Below are 22,449 nucleotides of genomic sequence, written 5' to 3' on the forward strand. Positions count from 1 at the left end.
GTGCCACAGCCCCAAGGGTTTCAGTCGTGTCCACCACCTCACCATCCCACGTCCCAGGCCGTTCGACAGGTGGCGAACGGCCGCGACATCACCCTCTGGACCAGGTCCTGACCGGGGCGAAATGATCGAACTCGCTTTCCAGCACGCCTTCCCCGCGGGTCAGCGAGGGCAGTCGTCGTTGCAGCTCGTGCACCCGCGGCACCGGAATGTGCCCTTCCAGCACGGTCGCGGTCGTCGTCAGCGGAACGCCGCCGGCCTTGCCCAGCGCGGTCAGCACCGCGGCGAGCGCGTCCGCCGGAATCTCCAGCCGGAAGCGGTGCATCGGTTCGCACGTCACGGTTCCCGCGCGGCGCAACGCTTCCCGCAGCACGATCGGTGCGAGGCCGCGGAAGTCGCCGGCCACACTCACCGGTGAGCAGTAGCCGGAGTGCGTCATCGTCACCGTGCAGCCGTGAATCCGGTCGGCGCGCAACGTGTCGCGCGCGGCGTCCTCGGTGGCCCTGAAGAAGGCGAGCGGCAACGAGCCCAGCTCGACCTCCAGCCGGAACTCCTCCGGCCCCGGTTCCACCCGGAACCCGATGGTGGCCGCGTGCGGACTCTCGCCGAGGAACCGCACCGCCTCGCCCACGCCCCGGGGTCGTTCCACGCGGACCGTTCGCGTTTCGCGGAACGTGACGGCGATGCCGTACTCCAGAGCGAGCGTCGCCTCGATGACCTCCTTCTGCACCTCGCCGTACAGCGAGACCACGATGTCGTCCCCGTCGAGCCGCAGGTTGATCAACGGATCCTGCTCGGCGAGTTGCTGCAGCGCGGCGTGCAGAGCCACCCGATCGTCGGATTCCACCACGGTTTCCAGCGTCGGTGGCGCGAAGTGGTGGACGCGGTCGTGACGAGCGACGCCGATCGTGTCGCCGATGCGGACGTCGAGGCCCCAGAGCTTCGCGATCTGCCCTGCCCTGGCGGTGGTGCGCCGCGGCGCCGTGCCGCCCTCGAACACCGCGATCGAGGTGACTTTTCCTTCGCCGTCCCCGATTTTCACGCGATCACGCACTCGCACGGTCCCGGAGAACAGCCGCACGAACGCGACCTTCTCCCCCGCCCTCCCCCGTTCGACCTTGAACACCGTGCCGGACAGCTGACCGTCGACCATGTCGGTCACCGGCAACACCGACGTGACACCGGCGATGAGCTCGTCCAGTCCGGCACCGGTGATCGCGGACCCGAAGTAGATCGGCGCCTCGGTCTCCAGCTTCTCGACCACGTCACGCGCCACGCGCTCCCCGTCAGCGCCGCGGCGGTCCATCTTGTTCACGAACACGACGGTCGGGATCTCCAGGCGCCGCAACGTGCGCATGAGCACGCGGGTCTGCGCCTGCACGCCCTCCACCGCGGACACCACCAGCACGGCGCCGTCCAGCACGTCGAGCACCCGCTCCACCTCGGCGATGAAGTCCGGGTGGCCCGGTGTGTCGATCAGGTTGACCACGACGTCGCCGACGACGAACGACGCGACGGCGGACTTGATCGTGATGCCGCGCTGCCGTTCGAGCGCGAGCGAGTCGGTCTGCGTGTTCCCCGCGTCCACACTGCCGAGCGTGTCGATGACACCGGCGGTGTGCAGCAACCGCTCGGTGAGGCTGGTCTTACCAGCGTCGACGTGAGCCAGAATTCCCAAGTTCAAGGTGCGCGACAAGCGTCATGTCCTCTAGATAGGCAACGAATACCTTCTGGGTGAACACGAACGCCCCGCGCATGTGCCTCTCCTTGCCCGGCCGACTGGTCATGCGCAGTTGAGCAGACCTCTGTTCCACAGCGCAACCGAGATTTTGAGGTCACCACGCCGCCACCGTGCGACCGGCTTCCCCCATCGCCTGTACTGGACACCATGACCCGAACACTGCTCGCGGTGCACGCCCATCCCGACGACGAGTCGACGTCCACCGGTGGCGTCCTGGCCCACTACGCCTCGCTCGGCACCCGAATCGTGCTCGTGACCTGCACGAACGGCGAGCTCGGCGACGCACCGGACGGCGCCAGGCCGTTCACGCCCACCCATGACCCCGCACGGGTCGCATCGCACCGGCTCGGCGAACTGCAGGCAGCGTGCCGCGTCCTCGGCGTGACCGATGTCGAGCTGCTCAGGTACCACGACTCGGGCATCGCGGCGTGGGAGAAGCCCCGGGGCGCCTTCGTGGACGTGCCGGTGTCCGAGGCCGCCGACCAGGTGGCGAGGCTGATCGAGCACTACGAGCCGCAGGTCGTGGTGACCTACGACGCCGAGAACACGGCGCAGCACCGGGACCACCTGCACGCCGCACGGGTCGCCACGGCGGCGTTCGACCTGTCCGGAGTGGCCGCCAAGCTGTACTTCAAGGCACACGGCCGGGCGTACTGGGAACGCCTGGTCCGGGTGGCCGCCTCGGTCGGCATCCATCGGGACCTGCCGGCCGGACTCGATGACGTCGACCGGCGCATCACCACGACCATCGACACCCGCGCGGTCGTCGATCGCAAGCGCGCCGCGCTGCACTGCCACGCCTCCCAGCTCGACTCGTCGATCGCGGGCAGGCTGCCGGCCGCCGGGTTCGCTGAGGCGTTCGGCGTCGAGGACTTCGTCCGGGCACGGGACACCACGGGCTCACCTGTCCCGGAAACCGACCTCTTCGCCGGGCTCGGAGCCGGCACACCCCAGAATGCGCGACCATGACGATCACGCTGTCCGTGCCGCAGACCGAGTCGGCGGCCGCCCTGCGGCTGCGCCCGTGGCGGCCGGACGACCTGCCGGCGCTGCTCGCGGCGCATCGTGACCCGGAGCTGCGCCGCTGGCTGGCCACGTCGCTGGCCGACGAGACCGATGCCCGGCAGTGGCTGCACGCACAGGACGCCGGTTGGGCCTCCACTACGCGGTTCAGTTTCGCCGTGGTCGCCGAGGAGGACGACACATCGCCCATCGGGCACGTGGTGGTGAAGCCTGGGACAGCCGGCGTGGCCGAGGTCGGCTACTGGACCGCGGCGGCGGTCCGGGGTCAGGGCATCGCCGCCCGTGCCCTGGACACCGTGTCGCGATGGGCACTGGGCGAGCAGGACCTGGTCCGGCTGACGCGCCTGGACTTGTTGCACGCGAAGGACAACCGAGCCTCCTGCCGGGTGGCGGAGAAGTGCGGCTTCCCCCTGCACGACCTGCTGCCGGCCGCGCCCCCTGCCTTCCCAAACAGCGGACATCGGCACGTGCGCACATAGTGCCGTAACCGGCAGCCTTTGCCCGTATTTCGGTGTCCAGACGGGTGGATCGCGGTGCCGGCCCCGCGTCCTCATCCTGGTTGGCTGCGGGTGCGGGGCCGGTGCCGCGAGGCGCCCTGCTGGGCGCCGGAAGACGCGGCGAAGGTTGCCGGTTACGGCACTAGGTTCCCCAGCAGGGTGTCTGACCGTCACGGCAGCGCGGCCAGCGCCAGGCTGTTGCCGTCCGGATCGAGCACCTCGACGTGCCGGACGCCGTTGGAGTAGGTCTCGACGGGTTCGTGGGTGATGCCGTGCCGGGCGAGCCGGGCAAGGGCCGCGTCGAAGTCGCCGCCGGCCACCCCGAACGTGATCATCGAGCCGCCCACGCGCGACGACCGCACCTCGCGGGCGTCGAGCACGAGGTAGGCGTTCTCGCCGACCTGCCAGAGGCGTTCCTCGCCGATGATCTCGTCGGCGTCACGGCCGAAGAAGACCTCGTACCACTCCAGCGCCCTGGCCAGGTCCCTCACACACATCACGCTGTGCATGTCCACGTGATCCACCCTCTCGGTTGTGGTCGAGAGGGTGGACCGGGCGCGCGGCCGAAACTCATCGGCCTAACTGCTGCGCGGCAGGTTCACGATGGACAGGACGGCGGCGCTGCCGGTCCGGACCCCCAGGCCGGGCCGGCAGCGCGTGAACAGTTCCAGCATGTGTCCGAGCGTGTCTTCCGGCCCCCTGACCAGGAAAGACGTTCGGACGACCCCGGACACATCCGGTCAGCCGGTCAGCGCCTCCACGGCGAGCAGTTCACCGTGCCCGCTCCCACGCACACCCTCGCGTAGATCACGTCGCCCTCGCCCAGCAAGGCCTGGGCGTTCACCGTCGCGCCGAGCCCGGAAGCCACGGCGATCTGCCGGTCGTACTCCTGCCCGCGCGAGTCGATGCGCACCCACAGGTACGCGTCCTGGCCGTCGTCGGCGGTGTCCTTGAGGTACGACGGCTCGCGCACCATCGGCGCCCGGCCGTAGAACCTGCCGTACACGGTCGCTTCGGCACCGGGCATGGACGCGGGAATCGTGAAGTGGCACTGGTCGTTGGAGCCCGGGTCGTAGACGGGATCGCCGCCGCACTTGACCGTGGCGTTCGCGGGCGCGACACACAGCCCGAGAACCAGTGCGAGAGAGACAGAGACAGAAAGCTTCTTCACGCTCAGCCCACCCACCGGGAGCAGGTGACCTCGCCGGGACCGAGGCACACCCGTATCTGGAATTGAGTCACGGACACGCCGGGCGGCGAGACCCACTCGACGTCGGTCTGCGCGCCGGGTCCGGAGGCGACCGCGATCGGCTCCTTGTGCTTCGTACCGTTCCACGGGCCGTAGAGCACCCACAGGTACGCGTCCAGGCCGTCGTCGGCGGTGTCCTTGACGAACGTCGGCTTGCGCAGCACCACCGAGAGTTCCGTGGCGAACTGGCCCTCCGCGTACGCCTCGCTGCCGACCGGCGTGTCCGGCCGCAGCACGAACTTGCCCGGACAAGCCGATCCCGGGTCGTAAACAGGATCACAGGTGGCGTGCGCGGCCGGCGCCACGAGCGTTCCCAGAGCCAGCGCAGCCGCCATCGACACAGTCAGTTTCTTCATGAGCCCCCCTTTGCTCACGGATCTATCAAGTGCGACAGCGGCTCACAAGCTGTTCGGACGATCCCGGACACCCCGATAGCCCGCGGCCGCCAGCACCTCGCTTGCCCGCCGGTGGGTGTCCGCGGCCGCCGCGGCGTCGCCATGAGCCTCATGTGCGCTGGTCAACGCCACAAGTGCGAGGCCGGCCAGGATGTTCTGACCGGTCTCCGCCGCCCGCTCGGACGCCGCGGAGGCGTCCGTCAACGCCGCGGCGACGTCACCGGCCGCGAGGTCCAGCCAGGCGAGCTCGACCAGCGCGTCCGCCACGCCGTGGCCGTAACCGATCTCCACGGCCGTGCGCCACGCACGACGCAGGTCGTCCCGGCGTCCGCGCACGGCCGAGACGGTGATGAGCGCGTCGATCTCCACCCGGCCGGAGCCCTTCGCGAGCGACAACGCCTGTTCCGCGCACCGCAGTGCCTCGTCCGGACGGCCGGCGTCGCGGTGCACGCGGGCCAGGTCGTCCAGCGCGGCGGCCTCGCTGATCCGGTCCTCGTGGTCGTGGTTGAGCTGGCGGGCGCGTGTCAGGAAGTGCGCGGCCCGGTCGAGGTCGCCGAGGTAACGGTGCACGACGCCGAGCGCGCCCAGCGTGTTGGCCGCCGACCGCGTCTCGCCGATCTCCTCCCGCAGTTCCACGGCGGCCTGCAGGTCGGCGGCGGCCTCGACCAGCCGGCCGAGGCGCATCTCGGTCTGGCCGAGGTTTCCGAGCGAACGCGCGCGCCTGGCCGTGTCTCCAATTTCGGCGTAGTAGGCGAGCTCCTCGCGGAAACACCGGACCGCTTCCTCCAGCGAACCCAGCTCCGCGTAGACGCCGCCCAGGTTGCCGAGCGTGCTGAACTCGCGGAACCGGTCCCCCGCCGCCCGGCTGAACTCGACGGCGTGCTCGAAGTGCTCGGCCGCCGCCCGGTAGTCGCCCGTGCCCCAGTGCGCGGTGCCCAGCGACAGGTGCATCGCCGCCGAGGCACCGGCATCACCGTGTTTCGCGGCGGCGGCCAGACCCACCCGTGCCACGGCCAGCCACTCGGCGGTGTGGCGGCGCAACCAGTAGCAGCCGCGCAGCGCGTCGGTCAGCAGCCACGCCATCGGCGCACCCGCCTGTTCGATCATGGTCACCAACGTCGGGCGCTCGGTGTCGAACCACTGCAACGCCTCGGTGGCACCGGCGAACACGTGCCGTGGAGTGACGGAAGCGAGCACCGAGAAGTCCGGACGCACGGCGCGTGCCGCCGCCACCGCCATGTCCAGGTACTGCGCGTAGAGCCGGTCGAGCGGCTCAGAGCCGCTTTCCTCTGCCGCACAACGCTCGCGCGCGTACAACCGCAACAGGTCGTGCAGCCCGTACCGACCGGCGGCCCGGACCTCGACCAGGTGCGCGGAGATCAGGGTGCGCAACGCGGTCTCAGCGCTGGGCAGGTCGAGCAACGCGGCCGCGGCGCGCGCCGGCAGCTCCGGCCCAGGTGCGACTCCCATGCGCCGGAACAACTTCTGCGCCAACGGATCGAGCGCCGCGTAGGAGTGGTCGAACGTCGTGCGCACCGCGGCGTCCTCGTCGCCCTCCACCTCCAGCGCGGTGAGCCGATCACCGGCGGTCAGCTCGTCCATCAGCTCCGCGATCGTCTGATGTGGACGGTCAGCGAGGTTCGCGGCGATGATTCGCAGGGCCAGCGGGAGGTAACCGCACAACCGCACGAGCTCCTCGACGGCGTCCTCCTCGCGCAGCACCCGTTCCGCGCCCAGCACGCTGATCACCACGGCCGGGCCTTCCTCGGGGGTGAGCACGCCGAGCTCCAGCCGGTACGCGCCGTCGCGGGCGACCAGCCCCGCCAGGCGGTCGCGGCTCGTCACGACCGTCATGCAGCCCGGACCACCGGGCACGAGCGGGCGGACATGTGCGGCACTCGGCGCGTTGTCCACCATGACCAGCACACGCTTGTCGGACGTGATCGACCGGTACATGCCGACCATCGCGTCCTGCTGCAACGGGATGTCCTCGCCGGGCACGCCGAACGCGCGGATCGCCAGCGCGAGCGCCTGGTCCGGGGTGACCGGCGGGCCCGACGAGTACCCGCGCAGGTCCAGGTACACCTGACCGTCCGGGAACCGGTTCGCCACCTGGTGGGCCCACTGCACGGCCAGCGCCGTCTTGCCGACACCGGGAATCCCGCACACCACCGCGAGCCTGCTGCCGCCCTCCAGCAGCGCGGTCAGCTCCTTGAACGCCTTGGCGCGGCCGCTGAAACCCGGCACGACCGCCGGCAGCTGCCGGGGCACGGAGGCGCTCGGAGCAGCACGGGCCGGTTCGGCCTGCACCCGGCGCCACGCGGCGAGCCACGGCTCCACATCGGTCGTGTCGAACGCCTTCAGCAGCCCCTGGAACACCTCCAGCGCCGGCGCGGTCCTGCGCCGCGGGCTGAGCGCGTCGGCCAGCGTGCTGCGGGCCAGTCCGGACAGCTTCTCCATCTGCCGCAACGACGGATTGCCCGCCCACACCTTCAGCGCGCGCAACGCCGCGATGAGCTCATCGAGCGTCTGCGCGTCATCGGGTCTCGGGCGGGACATGGTGAAAGCCTAATGATCGCGATCACCGCGCACCTCCGTCCCGTGCTCGACGACGTGATCCGGGACTGATCTCTGGGTACCCCACCTCCAGAAGATCCTCCAGAAGACTCTCCAGGAGACGAGGAGGCCGACATGCAGCCAGTCCCGTTCGTGCCGTGGGTGTGGCGTGATCCGTCCTGGGCGGACCAGCCCGAACACGACGAGCAAGAGCTCGCCCAGCGTCCGGACACCGGCCTGATCGGTTACGAAGTCGAGGCGACCGACGGAGGCATCGGCAAGATCGACGAGCACAACGCCGAGGTGCCCCACGACTGCCTGATGGTGGACACCGGGCCGTGGATCTTCGGGCGCAAGGTCGTGCTGCCGGTGGGCACCGTGCAGCGCGTGGACCACCAGGAGCGCAAGGTCTACGTCGACCGCACCAAGGAGCAGATCAAGAACGCGCCCGAGTACGACCCGGACAACCACGACGACTACCGCAAGCGCACCGACGACTACTACAACGAGAGCTACCGGTTGATGCCGCCGATGCTCTAGGCACTAGCGGATCAGCAGTGACTTCTCGCGGTTGTGGTTCCACTCGACGAGAAGCGCGGTCGCGTCGTCCTGCAGCCGTCCGCCCTGGTGCTCGAGCACGGTGCGCATCAGGCGGCGCAACGTCTCGGGTGCCGAGCAGCCGTCGGCCTCGCGGCGGATCACGAAGTCCGCGAACCGCCGCAGGCCGAACTGGCGGCCGTGGGCGTCCCGCGACTCGACGATGCCGTCGGTGTAGAACAGCAGCCGGTCGCCGGGTTCGAGTTGTTCCTGGCACAGCGTCGGCGTCGTGGGCAGCCGGAACCCCATCGGCGGCGCCGGCCGGCAGCGCACCTGACGCACCCAGCGGCCCTGGCGGATCAGCAACGGGTGCGGGTGGCCGCGGTTGACCCACTGGAACCGGCCGGTGCGGAAGTCGAGTTCGGCCAGCACGCCGGTGGCGAACCGCCTCCCACCGAACTGCTGGCCGATCACCTCGTCCACGGCGACGCTGGTGTCGACCAGGTTCGCGCCGCGGCGCCGGTGGCTGCGGCACGTCCCGGTGGCCAGCGCCACGGTCAGGCCGGCGGACTGGTCGTGGCCCATCGCGTCGAAGATCGACAGGTGCACGACGTGGCCGTCGACCGCGTAGTCGATCGCGTCGCCGCCGATGTCGTAGGCGGGTTCCAGCACGGCGGTGAGCACGAGGTTGTCCGTGGCGAAGGTGAGCGGCGGCATCAACGGCCACACGACCTCCGCGGCCACGGCCATCGGCCTCGCGCGCACGAGCCGGTGGTAGGTGTCGCTGTGCGACCGTTTGCTCACCAGCATCAGGGCGACCAGCGAGGCCAGCGCCCGGACCTTGTCTAATGTGGAGGGTTCGCGGTCCGGTGCGGAGACACCGAGCACGCCGAGGCGTTCCGTGCCGTCGAGCAGGGGAATCCAGAAGTGGTGGCCGTCGTCGCGCGCGGTCGCGATCAGCGTGACGTCCCGGAACGCCCTGCCCGCGAGGCTCGCGTCCACCGGGAACGAGCGCGTCTCGCCGGAGTGCAGCGCCACCAGCGACTCCTCGCGCAGATCCGCGAGCATGATCAGGATCTCCGACAGCCCCGCGTCGGCCGCGCGCTTCTCGACCAGCTCCGGCAACCGCTCCAGCGTGGCGAGATGGTTGTCCTCGAGCAGGCTCGCGAGCATGGCGAACGACGCGTCTTCCGTGGCGTTCCTCCTCGGTTCCTCTGTGGAACGGTCACGCCAGACCGGACACCCCCGGCATGAACTCGGGAACGCCGGACCGCACGCCGAGCACGTCCGTCAGCTCCAGCACCTGCAGCGGTCGCAGTACCGCGGCGGTGTTCGCGACAACGACCAGCTCGCTGCCCCGCCGCAGGCACTCGTCCTGGTGTTCGAGCAGCAGTCCGATGCCCTGGGCGCCCAGGAAAGCCACGTCGGTCAGGTCCACCACGACGGGCGCGGGCGGATCGACCGCGAGCACGGCGCCGTCCAGCAGCAGAGACAGTTCTTCGGCCGTCGAACAGTCCAGCTCACCGGCAACGCGCACGACAACGGCGGCGCCCACGCTCTCACTCGTGGTGCGGAAGGGGATCTGGTCGTCGGTGTGCATGCGGCAACCTCTCGCTGGGACAGCACGACCGCCACGGGCTGTCTGCTCAACCCGAGACGACCGTAGCGCAGTACCCGGGTGATCGCGGTACCGCGAGCCGTGCGACGCCCATCGGGTCTCAGGTTCCCTCGGATGGCCCACCGAAAACGAGCGTAGGATCGGGCGTCATGCGCACGTCCGCTGTGACCGACGTGGTCGTCGGTCTGCACCCGGACGACCACCTCTGCCTCTCGCCGCAAGGTGTGGAGTGCGTTCGATGACCGGTTTCTTCCACGAGACGGCGTTCTGCGGGTCCGACGACGAGTTCCTGACGATCGCCGTGCCGTTCGTCGAGGGCGGGCTGCGTGCGGGCCAGCCGACGCTGATCGGGTGCGCGGAGAAGAACACCACCCTGCTGCGCGGCGCGCTGGGCGACGACGGCGCCGTCACCTACCTGCCGGGCGCCGACCAGTACGCGCGGCCGGCCGACGCGATCGCGAGTTACCGCGACATCTTCGGCGGGCTCGCCAAGGCCGGCGCGACCCAGATCCGCACGATCGGCGACGTGCCGCACCCCGGCTTCGGCGTGCCGTGGGACTGGTGGGGCCGCTACGAGAACGCCGTCAACCAGGCGTTCGCCGAGTTCCCGCTGTGGGGGCTGTGCCCGTACGACACCAGGATCACCCCGCCCGAGGTGCTGGCCGACGTCGCGCGCACCCACGAGTACGTCGCCACCACGGCGGGTGAGCACCTGCCGAACCCGGACTTCGGCAACGGCCGGCCGCTCGGCAGGCCCGTCCCGGACGCGCTGGAACAGGCGACCCCGCGGGTGTCGCTGGTCGACCCGTCGCCCGCGGCCGTGCGGGAGGCGGTCAACGCGGCGATCGCGGGCGTCCGGCTCACCGAGGACAACACGCACGACGTCGTGTACGCGGCGAGCGAGATCGTCACGAACGGCCTGAGCCACGGCGTCGCACCGGTGCGGTTCCGGCTGTGGGCGGACGAATCACGGGTCGTCGTGACGGTGACCGACCAGGGGTTCGGGCCGACGGACCCGCTCGCCGGGCTGATGCCGACCTCCGAGACCCGGTCGGCCGGTCTGGGGTTGTGGATCCTGCACCGCACCTGCGACTACGTGTCGATGGGACACGACGAGGACGGGTTCACCGTCCGGGTGAGCGTCGGCGGGGTCTGATCACCGGTTCACGCGACGGCGGAGGCGGGCCACACGTACGGCAGGTCGTCCGGCACGTCGGGGAAGAACCGCCGGTAGTGCTCAGGATCCTTGCGCACCAACGCGGACTGGTGGCTGCGATGCACCGCGTCGTCCCCCAGCCAGCCGGGCAGCTGCCCCGCCGAGGCCAGCTCCTCCTGCGTCCGGACCACCGTGATGCCCTTGGCCCGCGCCAGATCCGACCGCATGGTCGCCTCGCAGGTGTCGAGGAATCCCTGGGCCCGCCACGCCGCGCAGACCTCCAGGCCGTACCGCACGAGCGCTTCCTCGTAGCCGGACCACATCCGCACCGCCGGGTGGTGACGCCAGCCGTGCCCCGGCACGACCAGCGCCCGCTGCACCTGCAACGTCTCCACCCGCTGCTTGCCGAGTCTGCGTCTGTCCAGCGCGGCAGCGGTCGCGGCGAAGTCCGGGTACGGCAGGAACGTCTGCATGGCATCAGAGGACGTAGCGCGCCGCCTGAGCAGCACGCTCTTTGTCGACGTGGACCTCGTACCGCCGCGCCTGCAGCGTCATGACGCTGGAGAAGTCCCGCCGCCCGCGCGTGCTCCAGTGCGCCACGAACCCGAAGACCGCGCCCCAGAACGCACCGATGAGCAGACTGATCAGCAGCAGCCAGATCCACGCGGCACCCCCGGTGAACAGGCCGAACAGCAGTCCGATCAGCACACCGAACCACGCTCCGCTCACCGCGCCGGCGAGTGCGGCCCGGCCGCGGGTCATCCGCCCGGTGACCTGTTCGACGGTCCGGACGCCCTCGCCGACGATCCGCACGCTCTCGACCGGGAAACCGTCGTCCGACATCCGGTCGACGAGCCGCTGGGCGTCTTCGTAGTTCGGGAAACTCGCCAGCACGCTCGACTCGGGCACGGTCCCCCTGGCGACGTTCTGCTCGGGCACATTTCCGCTGACAACGTTCGGTTCGATGTCCACACCGAACGATTACCCGCGAACAGGCCTCCTGACACGATCAGCCGCCCCGGCCGGTCTTCTCCTGCAGACGGTCGATCAGCTGCGAGGCCTCGACCTTGGTGAGCTCGGCCGGCACCTCCTCGCCCGCTTCCTGGGCGAGTGTGTGCAGGTAGGACTCCTGCGGACCGGTCATCGGCTCGTCACCGGTCGTCCAGTCCTCCGGGTCCTTCTCCGGTGTGCGGTTCACTGTCGTCCCCTTTCACTCGAACGCCCGTTCGAGGTACCCGGGACGGCGGTGGATCAACCACGCAACGCGACGTCCCCCGGCAGGGCGGGGCTCGGGACGACCACCGGCCGCCGCAGCCGGATCAGCATGCGGTGGGCGACGGTCAGCAACGTCCGCGCTTCCATCCGCTCGCGGTAGCCGAGGTGTTCGTCGGCGGCTTCCACGCACGCCAGGATCTGGTGCGGTACCGCGGCGTCGACGGCGGCGCAGTCGGCCAGAGCCTCGTGCAGCCCCTTGCGGGCCTGGTCGGGTTCGATGTCGGCCAGCGCCGTGCAGACGGCGTTGTCCAGCTTCTCCAACGCGGTCACGCGCACCTGTTGCAACGACATGTCGTCAAGGGTCATCACTCGCCTCCACAGCCGAAACTCCGCGCCGACTGCTTGACGCATCGCGTGCGACATACCCGGTTCCAGAACCCTCAAACCAGGACTTCACCGGGCGCGGCTACCGTGTCGGGATGCGTGTCACCTGGCGGGAGAAGAACGCTCGGCAATGGATCTCCGAGCTGTCCGACCGGATCGGTGCGGCGGGATGGGCGGCGCTCGCCGTCACGCCCGCGCTCGCGGCCGAGGTCGACCAGCACGGCGCCGCGGTGCGCGACATCCTGCTGCTCGGCGTCGAGGGCGTCGGCGCGGTGGGCGCGGTCGTGCTGCTCGCCGCGTACGGGCGGGGGCTGCTGGAGGACGTGGCCGACTCCGAGTGGTCACCGGCGTCGTGGCTCGGCGTCCGGCTGATGGCGGTCTGTCAGCTGGCCCAGGCGCACGACGTGAAGCCGCTGACCGACGACGTGTACGCGCTGCCCGAGCTCACGTGAGAACGAGGCGCACCCGTCGCGGATGCGCCTCGTCGTAGAACATCGATCAGCGGTCGTCCTGCCTCCGGGAACCGAGCACCGGGTCCTGTGCCGGCACGGATCGCTCGGACACGGGAACCGGCTCCGCCGATTCGACGGGCTCGGCGGGCGCGACCGGCTCGACCGGCGTGGTCTCGGTGCGCGCGCGAACGGCGTCCTCACGACCGCGCTGGTAGGCCTCCGCCTGAGCCTGCGCCTGCGGCAGTTCCTGCTCCGCGCGTCCCAACCAGCCTTCCCACCGCTGCTGCATCGGCCGCACCAGACCACCGCCCACGCCGACGACCAGGATGCCGCCGACCGTCGCGAGCACCGCGATGAGCACCGGCGTGGTCACCGTGGTGGCGACCCCGATCTGGTTCAGCGCCGCGATGATGCCGAGCGCCCAGATGAAGATCGACGCGATGTTGGCCAGCACCCGGCCGTAGGACAGTCCGCCGAGCGCGCCGGTGATGAAGTCCTTGACACCACTGGCGATCGCGGCGGCCACCACGACGATGATGATCGCGACCGCGGCCTTCGGCAGCCACGACACGATGCCGGTCAGCAGCTCCGAGACGGGGTTCGGTCCCCACACGCCGAACGCGATCTGCAGGGTGATCAGCAGCAGCGCGTAGTAGACCAGCTTCGCCAGCAGGTCAGAGGCGTCGTATTTGGTGTTCGCGAGCATCCGGTGGATGCCGCCGCGCTCCACGAGCCGGTCGAACCTGACCCGTTCGAGCACCTTGTCGACGAGCTTCGCCACCGCCTTGGCGACGAACCAGCCGACCAGCAGGATGAGCAGGAAGGCCGCCAGCTTGGGGACGAATGTCGCCACCGCCCGCCAGGCGTCGGTGAGCCCTTGGCCGAAGTCCATGTCGAACTCCCTTCACGCGGGCGCCCGACCGGGCGTCCCGCACCAGGCAGTACCCGGTGCGGGAGCGCTTCACACGGATCAGGACACCTGCCTGAGCTCGCGGTCGCTCGCCACGAGGTGTTCCCAGGTCCGGCCGCGCTGACTCGGTGGCGCGGACCCGTCCGCCGTGCACACCGGGTACACCAGGCCGAAAGGAACCGGCTGATCGAACTCGTCACCGGTGCGAACATCGACAAGACGACGCAGGTGTGCCATCACAACCACTCCCTCACGGGTGCAGCCGGCCGGGCCAGCGGGGTTTGGGATCACCGAATACCCCGTGATCAGCGCGAACATGCCTTCGGCCGTTGCGACATAAGGGTGAACCAACTGTCTACAGTGGACTAACGCACCGAGATCGTCAGGGTGAACGTGCCGTTGTGCGGCACGGTGAGGATGAACATGCGCCGGCCCGGATAGCTGATCGTCGACGCCGGACGCAGCGCGGGATCGAGTGACTGGGCCCAGTCGAACCGGATCACCACCCGCCCTCGGGTCAGCGTGAGCCCACGCGAGTCGAGCGCCGTGGTGTCGGAATCCCTTACCACCAACGGAATCTGCTCGGTCGCGGCCGAACCTGCGCGCACCGACCGGGTGATCCGGTCCCCCACCGTCACCTCGGTCACGACCGAACCCGACGGCGTCCGGTAGCGGAACCGGTAGGGCTCGCCGCCGAGGAACTCCGCCTGCTGCGCCCCGTCCGAGTCCGGCACCTGGCCGAGGAACACGGTGGCCCAGCACGCGTGGTCGTTGTTGTTGATGGACTGCACGAGTGTGCCCGCCACCGGATGCCACAGGAACGTCAGGCCGGTGCGCGCCAGCGAGGTCGCCCGCCGGGCCCCGAAGTAGCCACCGAGATAGAACCGAGGCCGCCGCACGAACAGGAAGTCCTGCCCCTGATCGCTGCGCCGCTCGACAAAACTCGCCCGTTGGTAGGGCAGGCGCGCGATCGCCGCCGTGCGTTCGGCACGGCTCGGGTACCGCTCGCCGTAGATCGCGTGCGACAGGATGCGCGGCGAGGTGTCCGGCTTGACCAACGCCGGCACCGGCGCCGGGTCGGCCGCCCACGCGGCCCGCGCAGCGGCCAGGTCCTCCCGGCTGGACACGAACGCCGCCAGATCGGGCACCACCGGCACGAACTGGTTGTTCAGCGCGGTCCGTTCGGGATCGGGCCGCACGTCGGCGTAGAACCTGGACGACGTGCGTGAGTTCGGGGCGACGTTGGTGAACCAGCCGGACCCGTCCGGTTCGCGCAGCAGGTTGTAGCCGAGCCAGTCGGTGCACTTCCGGGTCATGACAACGAGGTTCGGGTCGTCGGACTGACGCCACGCGTCCGCGAGTTCAGGCAGCATGACCTCGAAGTTGTAGTTGGTGTCCGCACCGGACTCCTCGTAGAAGAAGCCCGCCGGACTCTGCCCGGACGCGGCCAGCCGCGCGAACGCCTCGGTCAGCCGCTGCCGCAGCACCGGGTCCGGGTCCTGCTTCAACGCGAGCGCGGACCCGGCGAGACCCGCGGTGGTCTGGTTGGCCCAGGTGAGCGGCTTCTGCCAGACGACACCGTTCGACCCGTTCAGGAACCACGTCATCGCGCGGTGCAGCGACGCCGTGATCTGGGCCTGGCGCTGCGGCAGCACGTTCGATCGACGCAACAGCGCGTTGGTCTTGCTCAGGTACCCCATGGCGAACCCGGTCGCCGCCAGCGAGTGTTGATCTCTGGAGTACTCGGGCCACGACCCGTCGGCGTGCTGAAGCCCGAGGTAGTGGCCGAGCCCGGCGTCCAGCGCGACGAGCACCTGCGCGTTGCCGCGATAGGGGTTCCACGAGCGGGACTGCGTGGCGAACCACGCCAGCGTGTAGACGTGTTCCTGGACGCGCGCGTTGTACGAGGCGTTGGGGCTGCGCCACCAGCCACCGCCGAAGAAGCCGCTCGAGTTCATGTCGGCGACCATCGGCGAGACCAGCATCAGGTACTGCGCGAACCGCTGTTCGTCGGGTGCGAACGAACGCCGGTCCGGGGTGACGGGCGGGGGCGCGGGCAATGCTTGTGCCGACGCCGGCAGGGTGGCGAGCAGTCCGATCGCGGTGGCACCGGTGATCAGGCTGCGACGGCTGAATGCGTTCACGGGCCTACCTCCTTGGCGAAGCACCCTCGCCCGCCCAAGCTGCGCCCGTCAAGATGCTAATTCGAATTATTACAGGCTTGACGGGTCGGACCGCGATGTCGCAGACTCCGTGCCAATTCGAATTGGCAGGTGCTCATGGCCAAGAGGCTCACCCAGCAGGACATCGCCAGGATGGCGGGCGTCAGCCAGGCCACGGTGTCGCTGGTGCTCAACAACCGGCAGGACGCCGGTGTCCGCATCGCGCCGGAGACGCGGGCGCGGGTGCTGGAGGTGATCCGCCGGACCGGGTACGTCGCGAACCCGATCGCGCGCCGGCTGCACGACCACCGCAACCGCATCCTCGGCGTGTTCACCTACGAGGCGGTGTTCCCGAGCACCCGCGCGGACTTCTACCAGCCGTTCCTGGAGGGCATCGAGGAACAGGCCGAGGAGATCGGCTGCGACCTGCTGCTGTTCACCAGCGCCAAGGCGGCGGGCGGCCGGCGGCGGATCTTCAGCGACGACAGCAGGATCCGGCTGGCCGACGGGTGCGTGCTGCTCGGTCGTTCCCTCGACCGCGACGACCTCGCGCAACTGCTGACCGAGGGCATCCCGTTCGTCTCGATCGGACGGCGGGACGACGCGGGCGGTCCCGTGCCGCACGTCGGCGCCGACTACCGCGCCGCGGTCCGGGACCTGGTGGACCGCGCGGTTGCGTTGGGACACCGCAAGTTCGCCTATGTCGGCGCCGGCAAGGGCGCGGAGTCGTCGGCCGATCGGCTGCGCGGGTTCCGCGAAGCTGTTGCCGCACACGGGGTCGAGGGCACGCACGTGCCGTTCGCCAGCCTTGATCAGCTGACGGGTTTCACCGCCGTGCTGGCCGAGGAGGTGTCCGACGGTGCCGCACTCGTCCTCGCCGCGCGCGAACGGGGGCTGTCGGTCCCCGGAGATCTGTCAGTGCTGACGCTGGGAGCGGCGACTCGGCCGGCTCCCGAGGAGATCGGGCTGACCGGGTTCACCATCCCGCGGCGCGAGATGGGCCGCCGGGCGGTGCAGGCGCTGACCGAGGTGCTGGAACACACCACGACCCCACGAGAACTGCTGCCCTGCGAGTTCGTCGCGGGCTCGACGCTGGGTTGATCAGGAGGAATGCTTTGCTGGACAACGCAGACGCCGTGGTCGTGGGCGGCGGCCTTGGTGGCGTGGCCGCCGCGCTCGCACTGCTGCGCGCCGGTCGCCGGGTCGTGCTGACCGAGGAGTTCGAGTGGCTCGGCGGTCAGCTGACCAGCCAGGCCGTGCCGCCCGACGAGCACAGCTGGGTCGAACGCTTCGGCGTCACGGCGAGCTACCGGGCGTTGCGCGACGGGATCCGCGACTACTACCGCCGGCACTACCCACTGACTCCACAGGCACGAAACTGGCGGGAGCTGAACCCCGGCGCGGGCAACGTGAGCAGGCTCTGCCACGAGCCGCGCGTGGCCGTGGCGGTGATCGACGAGATGCTGGCGCCGTACCGGGGCAGCGGCAGGCTCACGATCCTCCAGCCCGCCCGGCCGATCTCCGCGCGCACCGACGGCGACCGGATCGCCTCGGTCACCGTGGCACACCACGGCACCGAGATCGAGCTGTCCGCGCCGTACGTCCTCGACGCGACCGAGACCGGCGAGCTGCTCCCGTTGTCCGGCACCGAGTACGTGACCGGCTTCGAGTCCACTCTGGAAACCGGTGAGCCGAGCGCGCCGGAAACCGCGCAACCGGCCAACATGCAGGCGATGTCGGTGTGCTTCGCGATCGACCACGTCGACGGCGACCACACCATCGACAAGCCCGCGCGCTACGGCTTCTGGCGCGACTACCAGCCGGAGTACTGGGGCGACCGGATGCTGTCGTTCCGCTCTCCCGACCCGCGTACGCTGAACACCGCCGAACGCACCTTCACCCCGAACCCGGACGACGACCCGCTGTCCGTCCTGTCCGACCAGCGGCTCAGCGCGGGCGACAGCAACCTGTGGACGTTCCGGCGGATCGCCGCGCGACGCAACTTCGTCGACGGCGCCTACGCCAGCGACATCTGCCTGGTGAACTGGCCGATGATCGACTACTTCGAGTCGCCGGTGATCGACGTCCCGGACGCGGACGCGCACATCGCCGCGGCACGGGAGCTCTCCCGGTCGGTGCTGTACTGGCTGCAGACCGAGGCACCACGGGCGGACGGCGGCACCGGCTTCCCCGGTCTGCGCCTGCGCGGTGACGTTACGGGCTCGAAGAACGGCCTGGCCCAGGCGCCGTACATCCGCGAGTCGCGGCGGATCAGGGCCGAGTACACGATCGTCGAGCAGGACCTCTCGCTGGCCGTGCGCGGCGACAAGGGCGCCGTGCAGCACGCCGACGCCGTGGGTGTCGGCATGTACCGCATCGACCTGCACCCCTCGACCGGCGGCGACAACTACCTCGACGTCGCGAGCTGCCCGTTCGAGATCCCGCTCGGCGCGCTCATCCCCCAGCGCGTCGAGAACCTCCTGCCCGCGGGCAAGAACATCGGCACCACCCACATCACCAACGGTTCCCACCGGCTGCACCCGGTCGAGTGGAACGTCGGCGAGGTCGCGGGCGCGCTCGCGGACTTCTGCCTGGCGCACCGAGTCACCCCTCGCGAGGTGCGCAACACCCCCGGCCTGCTCGCGGACTTCCAGCACCGGCTGGACCGCGACGGGGTCGAGCTCCGCTGGCCGGACGTGTCCGGTTACTAGCCCAGGGAGACAACGATGTCCCGACTTCTCGCGCTCGTCATCACCGCACTTCTCGCCCTCACCGCGTGCAGCGGCTCGGCCGCGTCCGGGCCGAAGACCCTGCGCATGACCGTGTGGACCGCGAACGAGGCACACCTCAAGCTGCTCAACGAGATCGCGGCCGAGTACAAGGCGGCGCACCCGGACGTCACCGAGATCAAGTTCGACTCGATCCCCGCCGACGGCTACACGACCACGCTCACCACGCAGATCGCCGGCGGCAACGCGCCGGACCTGGCCTGGATCCTGGAGGAGTCCGCCCCGGACTTCGTCTCCTCCGGCGCGCTCGCCCCGATCAGGGGCAAGGTCGAGAAGGCGGACGAACTGGTGCCGTCGGCCACGAAGCTGTGGGAGAAGGACGGCGAGCTCTACGCGTACCCGTTCTCCACCTCGCCGTTCGGGCTCTTCGTCAACACCAGCCTGGTCAAGGACGTTCCGGCGAAGTGGACCTGGGAGCAGGCGATGGCCGCCGCGGCCGCGTCCGGCAAGGGCCTGGTGCTGCCCGACTTCAAGTACCAGAACTGGGCGGTGCTCTCCGCGATCTGGCGTGGCTGGGACGCCAACGCGTGGAGCGAGGACGGCCGGTCGTGCGGGTTCGCGAGCCCCGAGATGAAGGACGCGATGGCGTTCATCCACAAGGCGATCTTCACCGACAAGGCGATCCCAGGCCCCGGCACGACCGTGGACTTCTTCGCGGGCAACGCCGCGATGGCCGTCAGCCAGATCTCGCGGGCGGGTGCGTTGAAGGACGCCAAGTTCACCTGGACGCTCGTGCCGCTGCCGTCCGGTCCCAAGGGTGACTACGCGGTGATCGGGCAGGCCGGGGTCGGCGTCATGAAGCGGTCCAAGAACGCCGAGGCCGCCGCCGACTTCCTCGGGTTCTTCACCAACGAGGCCAACTCCGCCAAGCTCGCGCAGTTCTTCCCGTCCGTGCGGTCGTCGCTGCTCAACGCCCAGACGCTGGCCAAGAGCAACCCGCTGATCAGGCCGGAGCAGCTGCAGTCGGTCGTGGTCGAGGGCATCGGCAAGGGCGTGGTGAAGCCGAGCCACCAGGGCCAGGAGGAGCTCAACCAGACCATCCGCGCGGCGCTGGACCCGTTGTGGAAGCCGGACGCGAACGTGAACGCCGTGCTCGACGACGTGTGCGCGAAGATCAAGCCGTTGCTGGAGCGCAAGTGACGTTCTGGACGTATCGCAGGCGCGACAACCTGGTCGGGTACCTGTTCGTCGCGCCTGCCCTGCTCGGCAGCCTCGCGTTCGTGCTCATCCCGCTGGCCCTGGTCGGCTGGTACAGCCTGAACGAGTGGAACGTGCTCGGCGGCACGTTCGAGTTCATCGGCGCCGAGAACTACCAGCAGCTCCTGAACGACGAGAAGCTGCGTTCGGCGTTGGTCGCCACCGCCTGGTTCGCCGTCGGCCTGGTGGTGCTGAACCTGTCGCTGGCCCTGCTGCTCGCGGTGCTGCTCAACCAGAAACTGCGCGGCACCACGCTGTTCCGCACGTTGTTCTTCTCCCCCGTGCTGGTGTCGCTGGTGGCGTGGACGCTGGTGTGGCAGCTCATGCTGCAGCCAGAGGGCAGCGTGAACGGCCTGCTCGGGTTCTTCGGCGCCGACGGGCCGAACTGGCTGCGCGGCGAGTCCACCGCGATGATCTCCGTGATCGTCGTGCAGGTGATCAAGAACGTCGGCCTGAACATGGTGCTGTTCCTCGCGGCGCTGCAAGGGGTTCCGGCGCCCCTGTACGAGGCCGCGAAGATCGACGGCGCGGGTGCCTGGACGCGGTTCCGCCGCATCACGATCCCGTTGATCAGCCCGACGATCCTGCTCACGTCGATCATCACGATCGTCGGCTCGCTGCAGGTGTTCGCGCAGATCGCCGTGCTCACCCAGGGCGGTCCTGGCACGTCGACCACCGTGTTGATCTACTACCTGTACCAGCAGGCGTTCCAGTTCCACCACTTCGGCTACGGCGCGACGATCTCGGTGCTGCTGTTCGTCATCGTCGCCGCGTTGACCCTCCTGCAGTGGCGGATGCGCCGGAAGTGGGTGCTGCATGAATCGTAAGATCGCGCTCTACGGCTTGCTTTGCCTGCTGTGCGTGCCGTTCGTGTTCCCGACGTGGTGGATGGTCACCTCGTCGATGAAGCCGATCAGCGAGATCTTCTCCGAGTCGCTGCTGCCGTCGGAGTGGACGTTCTCCACGTACGAGCAGGTGTTCCGGATGCAGCCGTTCGGGCAGCAGTACTGGAACAGCCTGTACATCGCGGTGATCGTCACGGCCGGCACGATGGCGGTCGCGGCGCTCGCGGGGTACGCGTTCGCGCGCATCAGGTTCCCCGGCCAGAACGTGCTGTTCGTCGTGGTGCTGACCGGCCTGCTCATCCCGAGTGAAGTGACGATCGTGCCGTTGTTCCAGCTCTTCCAGTCTCTCGGGCTCACGAACACGCACTGGCCGCTGATCATCGTGCCGATCTTCGGGGCGCCCTGCGTGCTGGCGATCTTCATCATGCGCCAGTTCTTCATCGCCCTGCCCGCCGAGCTGGAAGAGGCCGCGCGGATGGACGGCCTCGGCCGGGCGGGGATCTTCTACCGGATCGCGCTGCCGTTGTCCCGCCCGGCGCTGGGCGCGGTCGCGATCTTCACGTTCCTGCACTCGTGGAACCTCTACCTGGAACCGATCGTGTACCTGTCCACACCGGACATGTTCACGCTGCCGCAGGCGCTCACCCAGTTCGTCGACATCTACGGCGGTCCTATGTGGAACGTGCAGCTGGCCGCGGCGACGATGACCGCGGTGCCCATCCTGGTGGTGTTCGTGCTGGCCCAACGACAGTTCATCGAGGGCCTCGCACACACGGGCGTGAAGGGATGATCGACCAGGAGATCGCCGCGCTGGTCGACCTCTCCCGGCCACCGCTGACTCCCGCCGGGATCGCGGAGCGGCGGGCTACCGGACGGGTCGTCACCGACGCCGAACTGACGCGGGGCGGCGCGGTCACGTTCGAGGAAGCCGACGCGGACGGCGTGCCCGTGCTCGTCCTGCGTCCGGCCGGAACCGACGGCCCTCCGGTGCTGCACCTGCACGGCGGCGGGATGGTCGCCGGCACCCGGCGGTCCGACCTGCACGTCCTGGCCGAGTGGGTCGAGAAGCTCGGCGTGGCGCTGCTCTCGCCGGAGTACCGCCTGGCGCCCGAGCACCCGCATCCCGCACCGGTGCAGGACTGCTACCGCACGCTGACGTGGATGGAACGCAACGGTTTCACCGCTCCTGTCGTCGCCGGCACGTCGGCGGGCGGCGGGCTGGCGGCGGCCGTGACGCTGATGGCCCACGACTACGGCGGACCGGCCATCCGCGGCCAGCTGCTGATGTGCCCGATGCTCGACGACAGGTGCGAAACCCCGTCCAGCCACCAGTTCCTGGACGGCACCACCTGGGTGCGCGGGTCAAACCTGACCGGTTGGACGGCCTTGCTCGGCGACGCTCGGGGCGGTCCAACCGTGTCCCCGTTCGCCGCACCCGCGCGGGCGACCGACCTGTCCGGACTGCCACCGACCTACGTGGACGTCGGCTCGGTCGACGTGTTCCGCGACGAGGCCGTCGACTACGCCGCCCGGATCTGGCGGGCCGGCGGCGACGCCGAGCTGCACGTGTGGCCCGGCGGCTGCCACGGGTTCGACCAGCTCGCACCGGACGCGGTGCTGTCCCGCCGGGCCCGTGCGGCGCGGATCGAGTGGCTGCGCCGAGTGCTCTTCTAAGCAGGCTGCCAGAAGTTGTGTCCGTAACCCGATCGAGCACACCCCCGCCTTG

Annotated in this window: 25 protein-coding genes; 11 read left to right on the plus strand and 14 right to left on the minus strand. The window is 69.7% G+C overall.

The window, feature by feature from the left end; translation table 11 throughout:
• Window positions 1-88: 88 nt before the first annotated feature.
• A complete protein-coding gene (locus tag B0F77_RS38470) occupies window positions 89-1,693 on the minus strand; it encodes an elongation factor G (RefSeq protein WP_086667986.1) in 1,605 nt (534 codons plus the stop codon).
• 192 nt (window positions 1,694-1,885) lie between these two features.
• Here B0F77_RS38470 and B0F77_RS38475 point away from each other — a divergent pair, with 192 nt between their 5' ends.
• Together B0F77_RS38475 and B0F77_RS38480 are read left to right on the plus strand one after the other, a co-directional pair.
• The gene (locus B0F77_RS38475; RefSeq protein ID WP_086667987.1) at window positions 1,886-2,707 is read left to right on the plus strand and encodes a PIG-L family deacetylase; all 822 of its coding nucleotides are present in this window, start codon (window positions 1,886-1,888) and stop codon (window positions 2,705-2,707) included.
• The gene (locus B0F77_RS38480) at window positions 2,704-3,240 is read left to right on the plus strand and encodes a GNAT family N-acetyltransferase (RefSeq protein WP_086667988.1); all 537 of its coding nucleotides are present in this window, start codon (window positions 2,704-2,706) and stop codon (window positions 3,238-3,240) included. The genes B0F77_RS38475 and B0F77_RS38480 overlap by 4 nt, the downstream gene beginning before the upstream one ends.
• 188 nt (window positions 3,241-3,428) lie before the next feature.
• Here the strand turns inward: B0F77_RS38480 and B0F77_RS38485 are convergent, their stop codons facing one another.
• From B0F77_RS38485 to B0F77_RS38500, 4 genes are all read right to left on the minus strand, one after another.
• Window positions 3,429-3,749, minus strand: coding sequence for a VOC family protein (locus tag B0F77_RS38485; RefSeq protein WP_425435781.1), 321 nt, complete (start codon window positions 3,747-3,749; stop codon window positions 3,429-3,431).
• Between the two features lie 257 nt (window positions 3,750-4,006).
• A complete protein-coding gene (locus tag B0F77_RS38490; protein ID WP_143467138.1) occupies window positions 4,007-4,429 on the minus strand; it encodes a hypothetical protein in 423 nt (140 codons plus the stop codon).
• Between the two features lie 2 nt (window positions 4,430-4,431).
• Entirely contained in the window at window positions 4,432-4,863 is a 432-nt protein-coding gene (locus B0F77_RS38495; RefSeq protein WP_086667991.1) for a hypothetical protein, read from the minus strand.
• Window positions 4,864-4,905: 42 nt separating this feature from the next.
• The gene (locus B0F77_RS38500; RefSeq protein ID WP_086667992.1) at window positions 4,906-7,461 is read right to left on the minus strand and encodes an ATP-binding protein; all 2,556 of its coding nucleotides are present in this window, start codon (window positions 7,459-7,461) and stop codon (window positions 4,906-4,908) included.
• A 132-nt stretch (window positions 7,462-7,593) separates the two neighbouring features.
• On the opposite strand from B0F77_RS38500, the gene B0F77_RS38505 reads away from it, so the two are divergent.
• Window positions 7,594-7,998 (plus strand): hypothetical protein, encoded by a 405-nt coding sequence (locus tag B0F77_RS38505; protein WP_086667993.1) that lies wholly within the window; start codon window positions 7,594-7,596, stop codon window positions 7,996-7,998.
• Window positions 7,999-8,001: 3 nt separating this feature from the next.
• Here the strand turns inward: B0F77_RS38505 and B0F77_RS38510 are convergent, their stop codons facing one another.
• Together B0F77_RS38510 and B0F77_RS38515 are read right to left on the minus strand one after the other, a co-directional pair.
• The gene (locus tag B0F77_RS38510; protein ID WP_086667994.1) at window positions 8,002-9,168 is read right to left on the minus strand and encodes a PP2C family protein-serine/threonine phosphatase; all 1,167 of its coding nucleotides are present in this window, start codon (window positions 9,166-9,168) and stop codon (window positions 8,002-8,004) included.
• Between the two features lie 52 nt (window positions 9,169-9,220).
• Window positions 9,221-9,595 (minus strand): STAS domain-containing protein, encoded by a 375-nt coding sequence (locus tag B0F77_RS38515; protein WP_086667995.1) that lies wholly within the window; start codon window positions 9,593-9,595, stop codon window positions 9,221-9,223.
• 256 nt (window positions 9,596-9,851) lie between these two features.
• On the opposite strand from B0F77_RS38515, the gene B0F77_RS38520 reads away from it, so the two are divergent.
• Window positions 9,852-10,769, plus strand: coding sequence for a sensor histidine kinase (locus tag B0F77_RS38520; RefSeq protein ID WP_086667996.1), 918 nt, complete (start codon window positions 9,852-9,854; stop codon window positions 10,767-10,769).
• A gap of 8 nt (window positions 10,770-10,777) precedes the next feature.
• Here B0F77_RS38520 and B0F77_RS38525 read toward each other — a convergent pair whose 3' ends face one another.
• The 4 genes from B0F77_RS38525 to B0F77_RS38540 all read right to left on the minus strand — a co-directional run bounded on the left by B0F77_RS38525 (window position 10,778) and on the right by B0F77_RS38540 (window position 12,350).
• Window positions 10,778-11,242 carry an MSMEG_6728 family protein gene (locus tag B0F77_RS38525; protein WP_086667997.1) on the minus strand — a complete coding sequence of 155 codons (465 nt, stop codon included), beginning with the start codon at window positions 11,240-11,242 and terminating at the stop codon, window positions 10,778-10,780.
• Between the two features lie 4 nt (window positions 11,243-11,246).
• The gene (locus tag B0F77_RS38530; RefSeq protein WP_245849206.1) at window positions 11,247-11,741 is read right to left on the minus strand and encodes a YflT domain-containing protein; all 495 of its coding nucleotides are present in this window, start codon (window positions 11,739-11,741) and stop codon (window positions 11,247-11,249) included.
• A 37-nt stretch (window positions 11,742-11,778) separates the two neighbouring features.
• The gene (locus tag B0F77_RS38535; RefSeq protein WP_229693122.1) at window positions 11,779-11,913 is read right to left on the minus strand and encodes a DUF3072 domain-containing protein; all 135 of its coding nucleotides are present in this window, start codon (window positions 11,911-11,913) and stop codon (window positions 11,779-11,781) included.
• 107 nt (window positions 11,914-12,020) lie between these two features.
• Entirely contained in the window at window positions 12,021-12,350 is a 330-nt protein-coding gene (locus B0F77_RS38540; RefSeq protein ID WP_086667999.1) for a hypothetical protein, read from the minus strand.
• A 113-nt stretch (window positions 12,351-12,463) separates the two neighbouring features.
• Here B0F77_RS38540 and B0F77_RS38545 point away from each other — a divergent pair, with 113 nt between their 5' ends.
• Window positions 12,464-12,820 (plus strand): DUF6401 family natural product biosynthesis protein, encoded by a 357-nt coding sequence (locus B0F77_RS38545; protein ID WP_086668000.1) that lies wholly within the window; start codon window positions 12,464-12,466, stop codon window positions 12,818-12,820.
• A 46-nt stretch (window positions 12,821-12,866) separates the two neighbouring features.
• On the opposite strand, the gene B0F77_RS38550 is transcribed toward B0F77_RS38545, so the two are convergent.
• The 3 genes from B0F77_RS38550 to B0F77_RS38560 all read right to left on the minus strand — a co-directional run bounded on the left by B0F77_RS38550 (window position 12,867) and on the right by B0F77_RS38560 (window position 15,874).
• Window positions 12,867-13,712: a mechanosensitive ion channel family protein gene (locus B0F77_RS38550; protein WP_086668001.1), complete on the minus strand. Its 846-nt coding sequence runs from the start codon at window positions 13,710-13,712 to the stop codon at window positions 12,867-12,869.
• A gap of 78 nt (window positions 13,713-13,790) precedes the next feature.
• Window positions 13,791-13,967, minus strand: a complete 177-nt coding sequence (locus B0F77_RS48805) for a hypothetical protein (RefSeq protein ID WP_166051932.1) — start codon at window positions 13,965-13,967, stop codon at window positions 13,791-13,793.
• Between the two features lie 128 nt (window positions 13,968-14,095).
• Window positions 14,096-15,874, minus strand: coding sequence for a hypothetical protein (locus B0F77_RS38560; RefSeq protein WP_086668003.1), 1,779 nt, complete (start codon window positions 15,872-15,874; stop codon window positions 14,096-14,098).
• 135 nt (window positions 15,875-16,009) lie between these two features.
• Between B0F77_RS38560 and B0F77_RS38565 the strand changes: the two genes are divergently transcribed.
• Genes B0F77_RS38565 through B0F77_RS38590 form a run of 6 tightly spaced genes read left to right on the plus strand, consistent with a single transcriptional unit; the run spans window position 16,010 to window position 22,397 of the window.
• Window positions 16,010-16,993 (plus strand): LacI family DNA-binding transcriptional regulator, encoded by a 984-nt coding sequence (locus B0F77_RS38565; protein WP_086668019.1) that lies wholly within the window; start codon window positions 16,010-16,012, stop codon window positions 16,991-16,993.
• Window positions 16,994-17,007: 14 nt separating this feature from the next.
• Window positions 17,008-18,603 carry an FAD-dependent oxidoreductase gene (locus B0F77_RS38570; RefSeq protein WP_086668004.1) on the plus strand — a complete coding sequence of 532 codons (1,596 nt, stop codon included), beginning with the start codon at window positions 17,008-17,010 and terminating at the stop codon, window positions 18,601-18,603.
• Window positions 18,604-18,618: 15 nt separating this feature from the next.
• Window positions 18,619-19,821: an ABC transporter substrate-binding protein gene (locus B0F77_RS38575; RefSeq protein ID WP_086668005.1), complete on the plus strand. Its 1,203-nt coding sequence runs from the start codon at window positions 18,619-18,621 to the stop codon at window positions 19,819-19,821.
• On the plus strand, window positions 19,818-20,705 hold the full coding sequence (locus B0F77_RS38580) for a carbohydrate ABC transporter permease (protein ID WP_245849207.1): 888 nt from the start codon (window positions 19,818-19,820) through the stop codon (window positions 20,703-20,705). The genes B0F77_RS38575 and B0F77_RS38580 overlap by 4 nt, the downstream gene beginning before the upstream one ends.
• On the plus strand, window positions 20,695-21,513 hold the full coding sequence (locus tag B0F77_RS38585; RefSeq protein ID WP_086668007.1) for a carbohydrate ABC transporter permease: 819 nt from the start codon (window positions 20,695-20,697) through the stop codon (window positions 21,511-21,513). Before B0F77_RS38580 ends, B0F77_RS38585 begins: the two co-directional genes overlap by 11 nt.
• Window positions 21,510-22,397: an alpha/beta hydrolase gene (locus B0F77_RS38590; RefSeq protein ID WP_086668008.1), complete on the plus strand. Its 888-nt coding sequence runs from the start codon at window positions 21,510-21,512 to the stop codon at window positions 22,395-22,397. The genes B0F77_RS38585 and B0F77_RS38590 overlap by 4 nt, the downstream gene beginning before the upstream one ends.
• The last annotated feature ends 52 nt before the right edge of the window (window positions 22,398-22,449 follow it).

Origin of the sequence: Lentzea kentuckyensis, from assembly GCF_002150765.1 — a bacterium.
Taxonomy (GTDB): domain Bacteria; phylum Actinomycetota; class Actinomycetes; order Mycobacteriales; family Pseudonocardiaceae; genus Lentzea; species Lentzea kentuckyensis.

Coding starts and splice junctions, on each gene's coding strand:
- B0F77_RS38545 (WP_086668000.1), top strand. CDS start 12,464: ATGCGTGTCACCTGGCGGGAGAAGAACGCTCGGCAATGGATCTCCGAG.
- B0F77_RS38585 (WP_086668007.1), top strand. CDS start 20,695: ATGAATCGTAAGATCGCGCTCTACGGCTTGCTTTGCCTGCTGTGCGTG.
- B0F77_RS38590 (WP_086668008.1), top strand. CDS start 21,510: ATGATCGACCAGGAGATCGCCGCGCTGGTCGACCTCTCCCGGCCACCG.
- B0F77_RS38565 (WP_086668019.1), top strand. CDS start 16,010: ATGGCCAAGAGGCTCACCCAGCAGGACATCGCCAGGATGGCGGGCGTC.
- B0F77_RS38500 (WP_086667992.1), bottom strand. CDS start 7,461: ATGTCCCGCCCGAGACCCGATGACGCGCAGACGCTCGATGAGCTCATC.
- B0F77_RS38510 (WP_086667994.1), bottom strand. CDS start 9,168: ATGCTCGCGAGCCTGCTCGAGGACAACCATCTCGCCACGCTGGAGCGG.
- B0F77_RS38480 (WP_086667988.1), top strand. CDS start 2,704: ATGACGATCACGCTGTCCGTGCCGCAGACCGAGTCGGCGGCCGCCCTG.
- B0F77_RS38520 (WP_086667996.1), top strand. CDS start 9,852: ATGACCGGTTTCTTCCACGAGACGGCGTTCTGCGGGTCCGACGACGAG.
- B0F77_RS38535 (WP_229693122.1), bottom strand. CDS start 11,913: ATGACCGGTCCGCAGGAGTCCTACCTGCACACACTCGCCCAGGAAGCG.
- B0F77_RS38505 (WP_086667993.1), top strand. CDS start 7,594: ATGCAGCCAGTCCCGTTCGTGCCGTGGGTGTGGCGTGATCCGTCCTGG.
- B0F77_RS38575 (WP_086668005.1), top strand. CDS start 18,619: ATGTCCCGACTTCTCGCGCTCGTCATCACCGCACTTCTCGCCCTCACC.
- B0F77_RS38525 (WP_086667997.1), bottom strand. CDS start 11,242: ATGCAGACGTTCCTGCCGTACCCGGACTTCGCCGCGACCGCTGCCGCG.
- B0F77_RS38540 (WP_086667999.1), bottom strand. CDS start 12,350: ATGACCCTTGACGACATGTCGTTGCAACAGGTGCGCGTGACCGCGTTG.
- B0F77_RS38495 (WP_086667991.1), bottom strand. CDS start 4,863: ATGAAGAAACTGACTGTGTCGATGGCGGCTGCGCTGGCTCTGGGAACG.
- B0F77_RS38475 (WP_086667987.1), top strand. CDS start 1,886: ATGACCCGAACACTGCTCGCGGTGCACGCCCATCCCGACGACGAGTCG.
- B0F77_RS38550 (WP_086668001.1), bottom strand. CDS start 13,712: ATGGACTTCGGCCAAGGGCTCACCGACGCCTGGCGGGCGGTGGCGACA.
- B0F77_RS48805 (WP_166051932.1), bottom strand. CDS start 13,967: ATGGCACACCTGCGTCGTCTTGTCGATGTTCGCACCGGTGACGAGTTC.
- B0F77_RS38515 (WP_086667995.1), bottom strand. CDS start 9,595: ATGCACACCGACGACCAGATCCCCTTCCGCACCACGAGTGAGAGCGTG.